General features: G+C 74.1%; 14 protein-coding genes and 1 tRNA gene. 3 read left to right on the top strand and 12 right to left on the bottom strand.

Translation table 11 applies throughout. The features are described 5' to 3' along the window. Positions 1 to 25 precede the first annotated feature (25 nt). The gene (locus AB0K17_RS19770) at positions 26 to 1,177 is read right to left on the bottom strand and encodes a hypothetical protein (RefSeq protein WP_365983677.1); all 1,152 of its coding nucleotides are present in this window, start codon (positions 1,175 to 1,177) and stop codon (positions 26 to 28) included. Further along, a complete protein-coding gene (locus AB0K17_RS19775) occupies positions 1,098 to 2,090 on the bottom strand; it encodes a phosphatase PAP2 family protein (RefSeq protein WP_365966686.1) in 993 nt (330 codons plus the stop codon). The genes AB0K17_RS19770 and AB0K17_RS19775 overlap by 80 nt, the downstream gene beginning before the upstream one ends. A gap of 224 nt (positions 2,091 to 2,314) precedes the next feature. On the opposite strand from AB0K17_RS19775, the gene AB0K17_RS19780 reads away from it, so the two are divergent. Next, the gene (locus tag AB0K17_RS19780) at positions 2,315 to 2,908 is read left to right on the top strand and encodes a histidine phosphatase family protein (RefSeq protein WP_365983678.1); all 594 of its coding nucleotides are present in this window, start codon (positions 2,315 to 2,317) and stop codon (positions 2,906 to 2,908) included. Between the two features lie 27 nt (positions 2,909 to 2,935). Here AB0K17_RS19780 and AB0K17_RS19785 read toward each other — a convergent pair whose 3' ends face one another. Further along, on the bottom strand, positions 2,936 to 4,315 hold the full coding sequence (locus AB0K17_RS19785; RefSeq protein WP_365966684.1) for a tetratricopeptide repeat protein: 1,380 nt from the start codon (positions 4,313 to 4,315) through the stop codon (positions 2,936 to 2,938). Positions 4,316 to 4,591: 276 nt separating this feature from the next. Here AB0K17_RS19785 and AB0K17_RS19790 point away from each other — a divergent pair, with 276 nt between their 5' ends. Together AB0K17_RS19790 and AB0K17_RS19795 are read left to right on the top strand one after the other, a co-directional pair. After that, positions 4,592 to 5,077, top strand: a complete 486-nt coding sequence (locus AB0K17_RS19790; protein WP_365966683.1) for a hypothetical protein — start codon at positions 4,592 to 4,594, stop codon at positions 5,075 to 5,077. Between the two features lie 30 nt (positions 5,078 to 5,107). After that, complete coding sequence (locus AB0K17_RS19795; RefSeq protein WP_365966682.1) at positions 5,108 to 5,977, top strand: fused MFS/spermidine synthase; 870 nt, start codon at positions 5,108 to 5,110, stop codon at positions 5,975 to 5,977. Between the two features lie 7 nt (positions 5,978 to 5,984). Here the strand turns inward: AB0K17_RS19795 and AB0K17_RS19800 are convergent, their stop codons facing one another. The 9 genes from AB0K17_RS19800 to AB0K17_RS19840 all read right to left on the bottom strand — a co-directional run bounded on the left by AB0K17_RS19800 (position 5,985) and on the right by AB0K17_RS19840 (position 13,830). Further along, entirely contained in the window at positions 5,985 to 7,376 is a 1,392-nt protein-coding gene (locus AB0K17_RS19800; RefSeq protein ID WP_365983679.1) for a GH1 family beta-glucosidase, read from the bottom strand. Between the two features lie 64 nt (positions 7,377 to 7,440). Next, positions 7,441 to 8,280 (bottom strand): carbohydrate ABC transporter permease, encoded by an 840-nt coding sequence (locus AB0K17_RS19805; RefSeq protein WP_365983681.1) that lies wholly within the window; start codon positions 8,278 to 8,280, stop codon positions 7,441 to 7,443. A 9-nt stretch (positions 8,281 to 8,289) separates the two neighbouring features. Continuing rightward, the gene (locus AB0K17_RS19810; RefSeq protein ID WP_365983682.1) at positions 8,290 to 9,264 is read right to left on the bottom strand and encodes a sugar ABC transporter permease; all 975 of its coding nucleotides are present in this window, start codon (positions 9,262 to 9,264) and stop codon (positions 8,290 to 8,292) included. Then, on the bottom strand, positions 9,261 to 10,583 hold the full coding sequence (locus tag AB0K17_RS19815; RefSeq protein WP_365983683.1) for an extracellular solute-binding protein: 1,323 nt from the start codon (positions 10,581 to 10,583) through the stop codon (positions 9,261 to 9,263). The genes AB0K17_RS19810 and AB0K17_RS19815 overlap by 4 nt, the downstream gene beginning before the upstream one ends. Then, positions 10,583 to 10,786, bottom strand: coding sequence for a cold-shock protein (locus AB0K17_RS19820; protein ID WP_365966677.1), 204 nt, complete (start codon positions 10,784 to 10,786; stop codon positions 10,583 to 10,585). The genes AB0K17_RS19815 and AB0K17_RS19820 overlap by 1 nt, the downstream gene beginning before the upstream one ends. Before the next feature lie 146 nt (positions 10,787 to 10,932). Then, positions 10,933 to 11,005 (bottom strand) — tRNA-His (locus AB0K17_RS19825). A gap of 118 nt (positions 11,006 to 11,123) precedes the next feature. Continuing rightward, positions 11,124 to 11,729 carry an oligoribonuclease gene (orn, locus tag AB0K17_RS19830; protein ID WP_365966676.1) on the bottom strand — a complete coding sequence of 202 codons (606 nt, stop codon included), beginning with the start codon at positions 11,727 to 11,729 and terminating at the stop codon, positions 11,124 to 11,126. A gap of 5 nt (positions 11,730 to 11,734) precedes the next feature. Continuing rightward, on the bottom strand, positions 11,735 to 13,129 hold the full coding sequence (locus tag AB0K17_RS19835) for a helix-turn-helix domain-containing protein (protein ID WP_365983684.1): 1,395 nt from the start codon (positions 13,127 to 13,129) through the stop codon (positions 11,735 to 11,737). Positions 13,130 to 13,497: 368 nt separating this feature from the next. Continuing rightward, positions 13,498 to 13,830: a hypothetical protein gene (locus AB0K17_RS19840; protein WP_365966674.1), complete on the bottom strand. Its 333-nt coding sequence runs from the start codon at positions 13,828 to 13,830 to the stop codon at positions 13,498 to 13,500. Positions 13,831 to 14,003 lie beyond the last annotated feature (173 nt).

A 14,003-nucleotide genomic window follows, 5' to 3' on the forward strand; every position in this document is an offset into this window, starting at 1 on the left:
TCAGCCACCGACGACCCGCACTTGCTCATCGCACCGCCCCCGCCAGCGCCTCCGCGCGGAGAGTCGCGGCCCTCCGCAGGGCCGCCACCGTGGGGTCGGCCGCGTCGCCGTGCTCGCCGCGGGCGGCGGCGAGCACCGAGCCGACCGTGGTCAGTCCGCCCAGCTCGCCGCGCACGCCGCGGCCGAGCGCCTGCACGGAGCCGCCCGCCCGGGCCGTGGCGCGGCAGTGGAAGGCGAGCTCGCAGGCGGCCAGGCACTCGGGGGCGTAGGCGGCGGGGACGGCGTCGAGGGCCTCGGTCAGCTCGCCGGCGGGGCGGCACACGTCGAAGCTGGTGCCGTCGGGCAGGGCGGCGGCGATGTCCTCGACCGTGGTGAGCCGCGTGAGCTGGCGGCGCGTGGTGGCGCGCTGCTTGCGCAGGTCGACCAGGGCGGCGGTGGGGAGGTTGGAGAAGTCCTTCGGGCACACGAGCAGGGCCTGGGACCGCACGGTCGCGCCCTCGGTGTGTCCGGCGACGGCTTCGAGGGCGAGGGCGTAGACGGCGGCCTGCCGGGCCGCGGCGCCCACCTTTGCGGCGTCGGCGGAGCCGTCGATCATGGGGAAGGACTTGATCTCGACGACCGTCCACTCGCCGCCGGGGCGTACGACGATCGCGTCCGGCTCCAGGTAGGCGGGTGTGCCGGCGACGGGCAGGGCGAGCATCGGGTGGTCGAGCACCGCCCAGCCGCCGGCGGCGGTGGCCTCGCGCAGGGCCAGGGCGGTGCGGGCCGTGCGGCCCTCGGGGCCGGCGGCGGTGAGGTCGGGGGCGGTCACGGCGCCGGGGGCGGGCGGCTCGGAGCCGTCGGCGAGCCGCTCGTGCAGCAGGCGGGCCAGCTCCGCGCCGCCGTCGGCCTTGACGCGGGCCTCGAAGGAGTGACCGCGCATGAAGGCGAACTGCGACTGGCCGAAGGCCGAGGGTGCTCCCAGTGCCCGGGCGAGGGCGGCCTTGTCGACGCCCGCCCCGTCGAGCAGGGCGCGGCGGTGACAGCCGGGGTTGGCGGCCAGGGCGGCGAGGGCGCGGGCGTCGAGCGGCAGCGGTGGCACTGCCGGGCCGCGCAGCTCAGCGAGCCGCTGTCGCAGCGCCTTCGGTGCGGGTGTCTCCGGCCTCGCCCCGGGCCGGCTGTCGGGGGAACTGGTCACTGGCGTCCGCCTCGCGAAGTGTCTGTGGCGCCTCCGCCGCCACGCCCGCTCCGGCGGGGGAGCCGGACGGGGTCGCGCCGGTGGGCGCTGTACCCGCCGAAGTCTCGCACCCACCACTGACATTCGCGGCCGCCTCGGCCGCCTTGGCGGCCGGCGTGCCGGTGAGCCGGGCCCGGATCCGGTCGGCCAGGCGCAGGGCGCGGGGGGCGAGCAGGTAGCCGGTGCCCATGACGGCGGCGCCGGCGAGGGCGTCGAGGAAGTAGTGGTTGGCGGTGCCCATGACGACGAGGGCGGTCAGCAGGGGGTAGCCGATGCCGGCGACCTTGGCCCACAGGGAGCGGCCGTGGCGCCACAGGACGACGCCGCACCACAGGGCCCAGCCCACGTGGAGGCTCGGCATGGCGGCGTACTGGTTGGTGAGCCCGCCGAGTCCGCGCGGGGCGCTGGCCTCGGCGCCCCACCAGCCGTACGAGGAGTACTGGCGCATCGTGTCGACGAAGCCGTAGGCGTCGTCGAGCAGCCGGGGCGGGCAGGTGGGCAGCAGGGTGAAGCCGATGAGGCCGATGAGGGTGGAGAGCATCAGCCAGGTGCGCAGCCGGCGGTAGTGGCCGGGGCGGCGCCGGAAGAGCCACACCAGGAGCGCCGGCGTGACGAGGTAGTGCAGCGAGGCGTAGGCGAAGTCGGCGGGTATGCCGAGCGACGCGTGCTCGGTGAAGAACCGGTTGAGCGGGTGCTCGAAGTTGATGCGAAACGTTTTTTCAAGGTCGAGTATGCGCAGGCCGTGATCCACGGCGTCCTGCTGATCGCCTCGGGCGAGGAGCCGGCCGGCCGAGTAGAGCCCGTACACCACGGCTATCAGTGGCAGTTCGGTCCACCAGCGCGGCCGCTTCTCCAGCGGTGCGGTGCGGTACATCCGGACGGCTCTCCATCGGTTCAGGCGATATCTTCAGGCGACCCATGAGCGCGCAAGCAACCAACCGTACGGTGTACGCCACATTGCTCGCACACCGCCCCAGGACTTCACGGGAGCCACGGAGCGCAGTCCGGGAGACGTCGCAGGTGGCCGCAGGGTTGCCCCGAAGTGACGTGAGTGATGATGGAGACGCACGTCGTCTCACATCCCGGAGGGGCCGAACCATGGCACCGCGCATCCTGCTGGCCCGGCACGGGCAGACCGAGTGGTCGCTGTCCGGCAAGCACACCGGCCGCACGGACATCCCGCTCCTGGACGAGGGGCGGCGCGGCGCCAAGCTCCTCGGCGAACGCCTGCACCGCGCGCCCTGGGACGGCCTGCCGGACGTGGAGGTGCGCACCAGCCCCCTGCTGCGCGCCAAGGAGACCTGCGACCTGGCCGGCTTCGGCGACCGGGCCACCCCCTGGGACGCACTGCTGGAGTGGGACTACGGCGCGTACGAGGGCATGACCCCCGACGAGATCAAGGCCGGCCGCCCGGACTGGCTCATCTGGCGCGACGGCGTCCCCGAGGGCGAGACGATCGCGCAGGTCAGCGCGCGGGCGGACGAGGTCGTGGCCTGGGCCCGGTCGGCCGACCGCGACGTGCTGGTCTTCGCCCACGGCCACATCCTGCGCACGATCGCCGCCCGCTGGATGGGCGAGGACGCCTTCTTCGCCTCCCGTATCCGCCTGGCCCCGACCTCGCTGTCCGTGCTGGGCTGGGCGTACGGCGCGCCCGCCCTGGAGCGCTGGAACGACACCGGTCACCTCGACTGACGGCCGGGGCGGGCGGTGAGGCGCGTCTCACACCGCCCGGGCGGTCGTCTCGTGGCGGGTCAGGAACGAGGCCACCGCCGGGTCCGCCGCGTGCCGGCGCAGCATCCGGCCCGTCGCGGTGAGCATCGAGCTGATCCGCGCCGAGCGCACCTGGTCCAGGTGGCCCAGCGCCCGCTCGCCCGCGGCCGCCGCCGCGTCCGGCGCACCCCCGCGGGCCAGGTCGCCGGCGAGCTGCGAGGTGTACAGCGCGATGTTCCGCGCGAAGTGCGGGTCCTGCAGGGCGACCGCGCACCGCGCGTGCTCCACCGCCCGGCGCCAGTCGCCGAGCACGGACCAGCACTGGGCCTCGAGGAACTCCAGCTCCGCCTCGCCGAAGAAGCTCATCCACTCCGGGTCGTCCTCGTCCGCCCCGTGCGCGAACAGCGTCCGGGCGCGCAGCAGCGCCTCCTCGGTCGCCGCGCGGTCGCCCATTCCCGCCAGGCCGCCCGCCTCGCGCAGGGCCAGCAGGGACATCAGCCGGTGCGAGCCCAGCGCGCGCCCGGCCTGCTGCGCGGCCTGCGCGGCGCGCACCGCCTCGCGGGGCCGGCCGGCGTCCCGGGCGAGGAAGGACATGTTGCAGAACGCATGCGCCTCCAGGCCCGCGTCCCCGGCGACGCGGGCGGTGGCCAGCGCCTCGGCGTAGTGGGAGCGGGCGTCGGTGAAGCGGCCCGAGTCGTGGGCCAGCCAGCCGACCGAGACGGCCAGCTCGCCCGCGCCCCGGTGCAGCCGGTCGGCCACCGAGCGCCGCCGGGTCTCGGCGTCCAGCAGCTCGTAGGCCGCCTGCAGCGGGCGGGCCGCGCGGCGGTAGAGGCCGTCGGCCCCGTGCCGGTCGTCGAGCAGCCGGATGCGCCGCACCGCCTGTTCGACGGCGCGGGCCTCGGCCTCGCCGGCGCGGCGGTGGCCGGGGCCCGCCGGGGCCGGACCGCCCAAGGAGGCGGCGGCCAGGGCGGCCGGTCCGGAGGTCATGAACGCGCGACGCAACACGTCGCTCTCCTCGTTGTTCTCGGTGGATCTCTCCGCCGCCCCGGGGGTACGGCTTTCGGCGGGGCTCTCGGTTGGACCGGACGGCGCGGAGCCCTTCTTGCGCGCCCCCCGGCCGCGCACGCTCTCGCGCGGCGCGAAGCCCATGTCCGCCGGTTCCCGGCCGGGGAACATATGCCGGAACACTCGCTCGTAGGCGTAGTTGGGGCAGCGGATCTCCCCCGACTCCACGCGCCCGACGTAGCGCGCGTCACAGGAGACGTGCTCACCGATCTCGCGTGCGGCCCGGCGCACCGCCGCCGCGAACTCCCCTGGTGAGAGCTGTCCGCGCAACTGCCGGAACTTCGCGTTCGGGCGGGGCGACGGGGACTGGTGGGGCGGCGCCATGGCGGACCCTCTCCCTGGCGAGCCGCCCCGGGACGCTCCCCGGAAGCGGCAGCTGTGCTTGCCGTACGGCGTGATGACCGTACCGGCTGTGACGGGCCCACTATTGGGGGTCCCGAGGGGGAATTGGCTACAAACTGGATATCCCACCTGCCATCCGCCATGAACTGCCATCCTTTGCGGCGGCATGTCGCCGTAGCCGTTGACGCATCTGCGCCGTTGAACCATGTGAGCGTGAGTGCGCTCGACGCTAGGGCACGGCGTGAGGAGGGGTTTCCCGTGGTGGAGGCCGGAGTGGACATCGGCGGCTCACGGACGACGGCACTGCAGCACCGGCCGCGCCAGGACCACGGCCCGCGACCGGCGCCCGCCGGCGGCACGGCACAGGAGCGGCACGCCCAGCAGGACGCCGACGGCCGACCCTGCGACCTCGTCACCGTGCCGGCCCGCCAGGGCCTGGAGGCCGTCGACATCCTGCGGTTGCGCGACGGCGTCGGGCCCGTCCTGCACGACGGCGACTGCGACACCCTCGGTTTCCTCGTCCCGCCCGGCACCGCCGACGCCTGGGACCTGCCCGGCAGCGCCTGCACCCAGACCTACACCCACGCCCTGCACGCCGGCGTCCCCGCCGACCCGCCCGTGCGCGGTGCCGGCTGGCTCGTCGCCCCGGAGGCCGCCTATGCCTCGGCCACCGACCCCGCCGTGCTGCGGGCCGCCCTCGGCGAGGCGGCCCGCACCATCGAGGCCGTGGACCGCTGCCGCTGAGCCACCCCCGGCACCGGCGATACTGGACGGGTGGCGAAGGGCAGACGCAAACAGGAGCGCGGGCGCGCGGCAGAGGCGATATCCGCGCAGGTGGCGGGCGGTCTCGCCGAGCTGGTCCCGGACCGTGACCGCCCCCGCGCCCGGACGCTGCTGATCGACGGCGCCCCGCAGTCCCATGTGGACCCCGACGACCCGGCCCACCTCGACTTCGCCTACCAGCGCCGGCTCGGGCACATCGCCGACCTCGTCGCGCCCCCGGGCCGGCCGGTGCAGGCGCTGCACCTCGGCGGCGGCGCGTTCACCCTCGCCCGGTACGTCGCGGCCACCCGCCCCCGCTCGACCCAGCAGGTCGTCGAGATCGACGCCCCGCTCGTGGCGTTCGTCCGGGCGGAGCTGCCGTTCGACCCCGCCTGGCGCATACGGGTGCGCGGCGGCGACGCCCGGGAGGGGCTCGCCAAGGTGCCCGACGGCTGGGCGGACCTGATCATCGCCGACGTCTTCAGCGGCGCCCGCACCCCCGCCCACCTCACCAGCACGCAGTTCGTCGGCGAGGTCCGCCGGGCGCTGCGCCCCGGCGGCTTCTACGCCGCCAACCTCGCCGACGGGCCGCCGCTGGCCCATCTCAAGGCCCAGATAGCCACCGTGCGCACCGTCTTCCCCGAGGTGTGCCTGACCGCCGATCCGGCGGTCCTGCGCGGGCGGCGGTTCGGCAACGCCGTCCTGCTCGCCTCCGACCGGCCGCTGCCCCTCGCCGACCTCACCCGGCGCGCCGCCACCGACCCGCACCAGGGCCGCGTCGAACACGGCCGCGAACTCGACGACTTCACGGGCGGCGCCGCCCCGGTGGACGACGCCGCCGCCCGGCCGTCCCCGGCGCCCCCGCCCTCCGTCTTCGAGTGACGCCGCGTCAGTCCGGCCGACCGGTGCGCACGACCCGGGCGTACCACTGGGCGCTCGACTTGGGGATGCGGGCCTGCGTGGCGTAGTCGACGTAGACCATGCCGAAGCGCTTGCTGTAGCCGTAGGCCCACTCGAAGTTGTCCAGCAGCGACCACAGGAAGTAGCCGCGCACGTCGGCGCCTTCCGCCAGCGCCCGCAGCACGGCCTGCAGATGGGCGCGCACATAGGCGATGCGCTCCGGGTCGTGCACCCGCCCGCCGGCGTCCGGCTTGTCGTCGTACGCCGCGCCGTTCTCGGTGACGTACAGGGGCAGGCCGGGGGTTTCGCGGGTGAAGCGCATCAGCATCTCGTGCAGGCCGGTGGGGTCCACGGCCCAGTCCATCGCCGTCCGTTTGCCGGGCGGCTGGTGGAAGACCACCCGCTCGGCACCCGGCCAGGGCGAGGGTCCGCCATGCGCCGGGGGGTCGTTGTCAGTGGCGGCTGATACGACTGTGGGCGCGTAGTAGTTCAGGCCCAGCGCGTCGAGGGGGTGCTTGATGACGTCGGTGTCGCCGTCACGGACGAACGACCAGTCGGTGATCCGCCGCGTGTCCGCCAGCAGGTCGGCCGGGTACGCGCCGTGCAGCAGGGGCCCGGTGAAGATACGGGTGGCCAGGGCGTCGATGCGCCGCTGAGCGTCGAGGTCGGCGCACGAGCCGGTGCGGGCCCGCACGACACCGGGGTTGAGGGTCACCGACAGCCGGGCGGTGGCCGGCAGCACGGTGCGCAGCGCGCCGCAGGCGAGTCCGTGGGCCAGGTTCAGATGGTGCGCGGCTCGCAGGGCCGCCGCCGGGTCCTGCCGGCCGGGCGCGTGCACGCCCGCGGCGTAGCCCAGGAAGGCACTGCACCAGGGCTCGTTGAGGGTGGTCCACAGCCCGACCCGGTCGCCGAGCGCCTCGCCGACCAGCCGCGCGTAGTCGGCGAAGCGCAGCGCCGTCTCGCGTGCGGGCCAGCCGCCGGCTTCCTCCAGCTCCTCGGGCAGGTCCCAGTGGTAGAGGGTGACCACGGGCCGGATGCCGTGCGCCAGCAGGTCGTCGGCCAGGGCGCGGTAGAAGTCGAGGCCGCGCGGGTTCGCCGGGCCCCGGCCGGTGGGCTGGACGCGCGGCCAGGAGACGGAGAAGCGGTAGGCGCCCAGGCCGAGGCCCGCCATCAGCCGCACGTCCTCGGCGCACCGGTGGTAGTGGTCGCAGGCCACGTCGCCGGTGTCGCCGCCCAGCACCCGGCCGGGCATGCGGCAGAAGGCGTCCCAGATGGAGAGGGTGCGCCCGTCCTCCCGGGCCGCGCCCTCGATCTGGTACGCGGCGGTGGCGGCGCCCCACAGGAAGCCGGGGGGAAAGCCGGGCGGTCGGGTGACGGTCATGGGCGGGCCCTCCTGGGGGAGAGACGGGAGAGGAGGAGCAAGGACAGTGGGGGCAGCGCATGGTTCAGCCCTTGAGGGCGCCCTGCATGACGCCGCCGACGATCCGGCGGCCGCACAGGACGAAGACCAGCAGCAGCGGCAGGGTGCCCAGCAGGGCCCCGGCCATCACCACCGCCTGGTCCGGTACGTAGCCGCGGCCGAGGCCGGTCAGGGCGACCTGCACGGTGGGGTTCTCCTGGGTGAGGGCGATCACGGGCCAGAAGAAGTCGTTCCACGCCTGGACGAAGGTGAGCATGCCCAGTACCGCCATCGCCGGCCGGGCGACGGGGAAGACGACGTGCCACACCACCCGCAGGCTGCTCGCGCCGTCGACCCGGGCGGCCTCCAGCAGTTCGGTGGGCAGCGCCTGCAGCAAGTACTGCCGCATGAAGAAGACGCCGAAGGCGCTCACCAGTGCCGGCAGCACCACCGCCTGCAGCCGGTCGGTCCAGCCCAGCCGGGACAGCAGCAGGAACAGCGGTACGACGCTCAGCTGCGGCGGCACCATCATCGTCCCCACCGTCAGGGCGAGCAGCGTCCGCCGGCCGCGGAAGCGCAGCTTGGCGAAGGCGAAGCCGGCCAGGGTGCAGAAGAACACCGTCCCCAGCGCGACCGTCCCGGCGACGAGGACCGTGTTGCCCAGCGCCCGGCCCACGTTCGCCTCCGTCCACGCCGTACGGAGGTTGGCGGGCAGCCGGCCGCCGAACCACAGCGGCGGCGGGGTGCGGGCCAGCCGGCCGTCGTCCCCCGAGGCGGCGACGGCCGTCCACAGCAGCGGCAGAAGCGAGCCGGCGGTGCACACCACCAGCACGGCGTACGCGACCGGCCCGGCGTGCGGCCGGCCCCGTGGAGCGCTCCCGGTCACCGGGTCCCCTCACCGGTCCGCGCGCAGTCGGCGCGCCAGGAGCCCGCCGGCGACCGCGACCAGCACCAGCAACAGGAACATCGTCCAGGCGACGGCCGCCGCCCGGCCGAGGTGGTAGTCGAACCAGCCCTGCTCGTACAAGTACAGCCCCAGCGTCTGGTACTGGTGCGAGGCGCCGCCCTTCTGCCCCGCCGCCCCGCCGAACAACAGCGGCTCGCCGAAGAGCTGCGTGGCCCCGATCGTGGACACCACGACCGTGAACAGGATCGTCGGCCGCAGCGCCGGGACGGTGACGTGGCGGAACTGCTGCAGGCGCGAGGCGCCGTCCAGCGCCGCCGACTCGTACAGCTCGTCGGGCACCGCCTGCAGGGCGGCCAGGTAGATCAGCGCGTTGTAGCCCGTCCACCGCCAGACGACGATCGAGGAGACCGCGCACCGCGCGCTCCAGGTGCCGTTCTGCCAGTCCACGGGGCCGACGCCCACCGCGTCGAGCGCCCAGTTGACCATGCCGTGGTCCCGACCGTAGAGCAGCACGAACACCAGCGAGGCGGCGGCGACCGACGTGGCGTACGGGGTCAGCAGCGCGACCCGCCAGAACGTGGCGGCGCGCAGCCGGAGGTGGAGCAGATGGGCCAGGCCCAGCGCCATCAGCAGCTGCGGCACGGTCGAGAGCACACCGATGGTGACGGTGTTGCGCAGGGCGTTCCAGAAGAAGTCGTTGCCCAGCAGCCGGGCGTAGTTGTGCAGGCCCACCCACTGCGCGCGATCGGGGGAGGTCAGCTCCACCCGGTGCAGCGAGGCCCAGCCGGTGTACAGGAGGGGGAAGAGGGCGAATGCCGCAAAAAGGAGGAAGAACGGCGCAACGAGGACGTACGGGCTCCAGCGTGCGTCCCAGCGGTGGGCCCGGCTGCCGCGGGCGGCGGCCTGCCGCGGGCGCTGCCGGGAGGGCGGCGCGCCCTCCAGGACGGGGGCGGTGGCCGTCATGCGTCCACCACGTTCTCGATCTCCTTCTGCGCCGCCCGCCAGCCGGCCCCCGGGGATCTGCCCTGCTGCTCGACCTGGGGGATGCCCACGTCGGTGAACGCCAGCCCGATCTGCTGCTCCCGCGGCCCGAAGACCAGGGTGGGCACGCCCCGCGCGGCCGCGGTGAAGATCGCTCCGATGGGCGCGTCGCCGAAGTACGGGTTCCGCGCGCCCCGCACCTCCGGCAGGTCGTAGGCGGCGGGGGTGGAGGGGATCGCGGCCTGCCGCCGGAAGAGCCGGGCCTGCTGGGCGGGCGCCGTGAGCCAGACCGCGAGGCGGACCGCCTCCGCCCGGTGCCGGGCGGCCTTCGGCACGCCGATGAAGGAGCCACCCCAGTTGGCGGGGCGGGGGGCCGCGGCCACGTCCCACTTGTCGCGCCCGGCGGGGCCGGACTTCTCCTTGATGTAGGCGAGCATCCACGGCGGGCAGGCCACGGTGGCGAAGCGCCCGTTCGCGTACGCCTGGTCCCAGGCCTTGTCGAACTGCCGCAGCCGGGCCGTCAGCCCGCCCTGCACCGCTCCCATCGCCAGGTCCCACGAGGCCCGCACGGCCGGGCTGGTCCCTGCGACCAGGCGCCCGGAGGCGTCGTAGTAGCGCTCGGCGTGTCCGTGGAGCGAGGCGTTGTAGAGCCCGGCCGCCGAGTCGGTGAAGACCGTGCCGGCGGGGGCCCTGCGCCGGTAGGCCCGGCCCACGGCGAGGTAGCGCCGCCAGTCGCCGGCCCACAGCCGGCCCACCGCCTCCCGGTCCGCCGGCAGACCGGCCCGGCGGAAGAGGTCCTTGCGGTAGCAGACGGCGAGCGGGCCGATGTCCGTGCCGAGGCCGATCGTGCGGCCGTCCCGGGTGGTGGCCTGCTCCCACTTCCACGGCAGCCAGTCCGCCCGGTGCACACCGGGGGCCCGGGAGAGGTCCTCGAAGAGCTCGCCGCGCTCCTCGGCCAGCTCGTGGACGGTGCCCACCTCCATCGCCTGGATGTCGGCCAGGCCGCGGCCGGCGGCGAGGTGGGTGAGGAGCTGGGGGTAGTAGACGTCGTTCCGCGCGATCACGTGTTCCTTGATCGTCACGTCCGGGTGCAGCCGCTCGTACTCCTGGTAGAGGCGGGCCTGCCGGTAGCCGAAGACGCCGAAGGTGCCGACGGTGACCGTGGTCCGCCCGGCGGCGCGGCCGCGGCCGGCGCCGTCCCCCGAGCAGCCGTCGAGCACGCTCATGCCCAGCACGAGCAGGGCGGCGACGACCAGCAACAGGGCCCGGCGCCGCACGGCTCCGCTCGACCAGGAGGGCATCAGTCGGGGACGACCTGCTCCGCCTGCGGGCCCTTGGCGCCCTGCACGATCTCGAATCTGACGTGGTCGCCCTCGGCGAGGGACTTGAAGCCCGCCCCCTGGATCGCCGAAAAGTGGACGAATACGTCCGGTCCGTTGTCGTCCTGCTGGATGAAGCCGAACCCCTTCTCGGAGTCGAACCACTTCACAGTGCCTGTAGCCATCGGTCATGACCCTTCGTCCGGTGCCGCCACTTCAGCTTTCCCCGAACGGGCGGCAGACGTTCCCCGTCCGCCACCGTCATCACCCCTGAGGGGGAACGGCAAAGAGCCCGGCCCGCTTGCGCGGACCGGGCTCTTCGACCGATCAGGGTGAGTAACGGGACTCGAACCCGCGACATCCTGGACCACAACCAGGTGCTCTACCAGCTGAGCTATACCCACCACGTCCGGCGTTTGTTTCCGTGTTTCCCACCGGCCGAGAAAAAGTGTACAGGGTCTTTCGGGGTGCTCGCTCCCGGCTTTGGCCTCGCCGGGAGCGAGCTGCGTCACGTTGCCTTCGCTACGCCTGAACGGGCAGGACGTGCTTGGCCGCGATCGTCCTCGCCGTGTCGGAGTCCGGGCCGGGCTGCGGCACGAAGATCGCCTCGCGGTAGTAGCGGAGTTCGGCGATGGATTCGCGGATGTCCGCCAGCGCCCGGTGGTTGCCGGACTTCTTGGGGCTGGCGAAATAGGCCCGCGGGTACCAGCGGCGCGAGAGCTCCTTCACCGAGGAGACGTCGACGATCCGGTAGTGCAGGTGACCTTCGAGCGCGGGCATGTCGCGCAGCAGGAAGCCGCGGTCGGTGCTGACCGAGTTCCCGCACAGCGGCGCCTTGCCGGCCTCCGGGACATGCGCGCGGACGTACTCCAGCACCTGGCGCTCGGCTTCCTCGAGCGTGGTGCCGGAGTCCAGCTCCGCGAGCAGCCCGGAGGCCGTGTGCATCTGGCGCACGACCTCGGGCATGGTGGTGAGGGCCTCGGCGGGCGGGCGGATCACGATGTCCACACCGTCGCCGAGGATGTTCAGCTCCGAGTCGGTGACCAGTGCGGCCACCTCGATGAGCGCGTCGGTCGACAGCGAGAGTCCGGTCATCTCGCAGTCGATCCACACCATGCGATCGTTCATACGTCTCACCCTACGGGGCGCTCCCGCTGGCCGGGCAGCCGTGGGGCGTACAGATCGGTCTCGCCCCGCCCCGCGTCCGCCGCGCCGCCCCCGGGGCCGTGACCCGGGGAGTGGCCGGTCGTATGGGTCAGGTGCCCGCCGTGGCCGCCGGCGTGTCCCGCGCCGTGTCCCCCGCCCGGGGGAGCGGCGCCGAGCGGCGCGCCCGACATGGCGTGCGCGGGCGCGGCCGGTGACCCGGGCGCCCCCGGGAAGGCCGGACGGCGCATCGCCATCAGGGACGGCTCGCCGGGCCGGGCCTCCATCGGGTCCGGCCGCTCGAACCGCTCCCCGCGCTCCATCCGCTCGGGTCGCTCGCCCCGCTCCGGGCGGTCCACCGGGCCGCTCTGCGGTCGGCGGGCCCGGTAAGCCGCCCGGTAGGCGGCCGGGGAGGACCCCAGCTGCCGCCGGAAGTGGCCGCGCAGGGCCACCGGCGAGCGGAACCCGCAGCGTCCGGCGACCTCGTCCACGGAGTAGTCCGAGGTCTCCAGCAGCCGCTGGGCCTGCAGCACCCGCTGGGTGATCAGCCACTGCAGCGGGGCGCTGCCGGTCAGCGAGCGGAACCGCCGGTCGAAGGTGCGGCGGGACATGTACGCACGGGCGGCCAGCGTCTCCACGTCGAACTGCTCGTGGAGGTGCTCCAGCGCCCAGGCGACGACCTCGGCGAGCGGGTCGGCGCCGATCTCCTCCGGTAAAGACCTGTCGAGGTAGCGTTCCTGCCCGCCGCTGCGGCGGGGCGGCACGACGAGCCGGCGGGCCAGGGCCCCCGCGGCATCGGCGCCGTGGTCGGTGCGGACGATGTGCAGGCACAGGTCGATGCCTGCCGCGGTGCCCGCGGAGGTCAGTACGTCGCCGTCGTCGACGAAGAGCTCCCGCGGGTCCACGTGGACCGACGGGTAGCGCTTGGCGAGCGTGGGCGCGTACATCCAGTGTGTGGTGGCGGGCCTGCCGTCCAGCAGCCCTGCGGCGGCCAGGACGAAGGCCCCGGTGCACAGCCCGACGATGCGGGCGCCCTCCTCGTGGGCCCGGCGCAGCGCGTCCAGCGCGGCGGCGGGCGGCGGCTGGGTGATCGACCGCCAGGCGGGCACGACGACGGTGCCGGCCCTGGAGAGCGCCTCCAGGCCGTACGGTGCGGTCAGTTCCAGGCCACCGGTCGTTCGCAATGGCACATCTTCGCCCGCACACACCAGCAAGCGGTAGCGGGGGACTCCCGCGTCCTGGCGGTCGATGCCGAAGACGGAGAGCGGAATGGAGCTTTCGAAGATGGGTCCGCCGCTGAAAAGCAGTACGGCGACGATCTCCCGGCGGCGGCGTCCGGAGAGCTTGCGCGCGGTCTCCGGTACGGTCGTGGAGTCCTGGCTCATGGCGCTAAGCCCCCCTCGGCGGTCGAGTCCTCTCGGTCCTGCACGTTTCCCCTCGGTCCTGAACGGTTCCCCCGCCGGTCATGGCCAAGATCGAATCTACTGCGTCGCTTGGGGACGCGATGACCAGTTCACCACCCGCCTCTAAGTCGACATGACAACTTGGCGCGAAGCGTTCGATCACGAAGCGTTGCACCTGCAGGCTCCGGTGAAAAGTACGCCTCTCGCCCCTGCCCACACTCCGTAGGCGGCAACCGCGTTTTGGGGTTCTTTCCTTGCTGGTCGACCGGCTGTTGCGAGGGGTGTCGGCCAAGGTACGAGGTTCGGCCTGAAGTTGGCTGAAAACGTATGGGTCCAGCCGTACGAGGGGGTCAGTCGGCGGAGCTACCGGTGCCCGGATGACGCGCCCCGCGATGGCTCCCGCTGCCCGTCCGGCCGTGCCGGCCGCGGTGCGGAACCGATGCTTCCGTGGACACCCTGGCGGCGGTGCGCTCGGACTGGCGCAGCAGGGCGTGGCAGACGCACGTGAGCGCCACCAGACCGGCCGCCGTGCCGGCCGCGCCACCGAACGACTGACCGCACATCAGCAGCACGACGGGCACGAGGGCGCAGCTGAACGCCGCCCAGCGGACCACATCGCTCACCGGATCGGGGGACGGCCCCTCGGGGGCTTCCTCACGGTCGTCATCGCGGCGTGCGGGCACGGAACGGCTCCCTGGTGGCGGCTGCTGGCGGTAGTACAACGCCGCGCCGGGGCCGCGGGTCACTGCCGCGGCGGGCCCCGGAGGGGCAGTCCGGGCCATTGCGCTACGCGCCGCGCTCGTGCATGCTCCGGGGAACGCCCACGGGGTCCGTGCCCCGCCCGGCACTCCCTGGG

It is taken from the genome of Streptomyces sp. NPDC049585 (assembly GCF_040675615.1).
In the GTDB taxonomy this organism is placed as follows: Bacteria; Actinomycetota; Actinomycetes; order Streptomycetales; family Streptomycetaceae; genus Streptomyces; species Streptomyces luteosporeus.

What these genes read in the sequence shown, in the direction of transcription:
- AB0K17_RS19775 (WP_365966686.1), bottom strand. Translation starts at nt 2,090, where the DNA reads ATGTACCGCACCGCACCGCTGGAGAAGCGGCCGCGCTGGTGGACCGAA.
- AB0K17_RS19780 (WP_365983678.1), top strand. Translation starts at nt 2,315, where the DNA reads ATGGCACCGCGCATCCTGCTGGCCCGGCACGGGCAGACCGAGTGGTCG.
- AB0K17_RS19785 (WP_365966684.1), bottom strand. Translation starts at nt 4,315, where the DNA reads ATGGCGCCGCCCCACCAGTCCCCGTCGCCCCGCCCGAACGCGAAGTTC.
- AB0K17_RS19800 (WP_365983679.1), bottom strand. Translation starts at nt 7,376, where the DNA reads ATGACCGTCACCCGACCGCCCGGCTTTCCCCCCGGCTTCCTGTGGGGC.
- AB0K17_RS19810 (WP_365983682.1), bottom strand. Translation starts at nt 9,264, where the DNA reads ATGACGGCCACCGCCCCCGTCCTGGAGGGCGCGCCGCCCTCCCGGCAG.
- AB0K17_RS19815 (WP_365983683.1), bottom strand. Translation starts at nt 10,583, where the DNA reads ATGCCCTCCTGGTCGAGCGGAGCCGTGCGGCGCCGGGCCCTGTTGCTG.
- AB0K17_RS19820 (WP_365966677.1), bottom strand. Translation starts at nt 10,786, where the DNA reads ATGGCTACAGGCACTGTGAAGTGGTTCGACTCCGAGAAGGGGTTCGGC.
- orn (WP_365966676.1), bottom strand. Translation starts at nt 11,729, where the DNA reads ATGAACGATCGCATGGTGTGGATCGACTGCGAGATGACCGGACTCTCG.
- AB0K17_RS19835 (WP_365983684.1), bottom strand. Translation starts at nt 13,129, where the DNA reads ATGAGCCAGGACTCCACGACCGTACCGGAGACCGCGCGCAAGCTCTCC.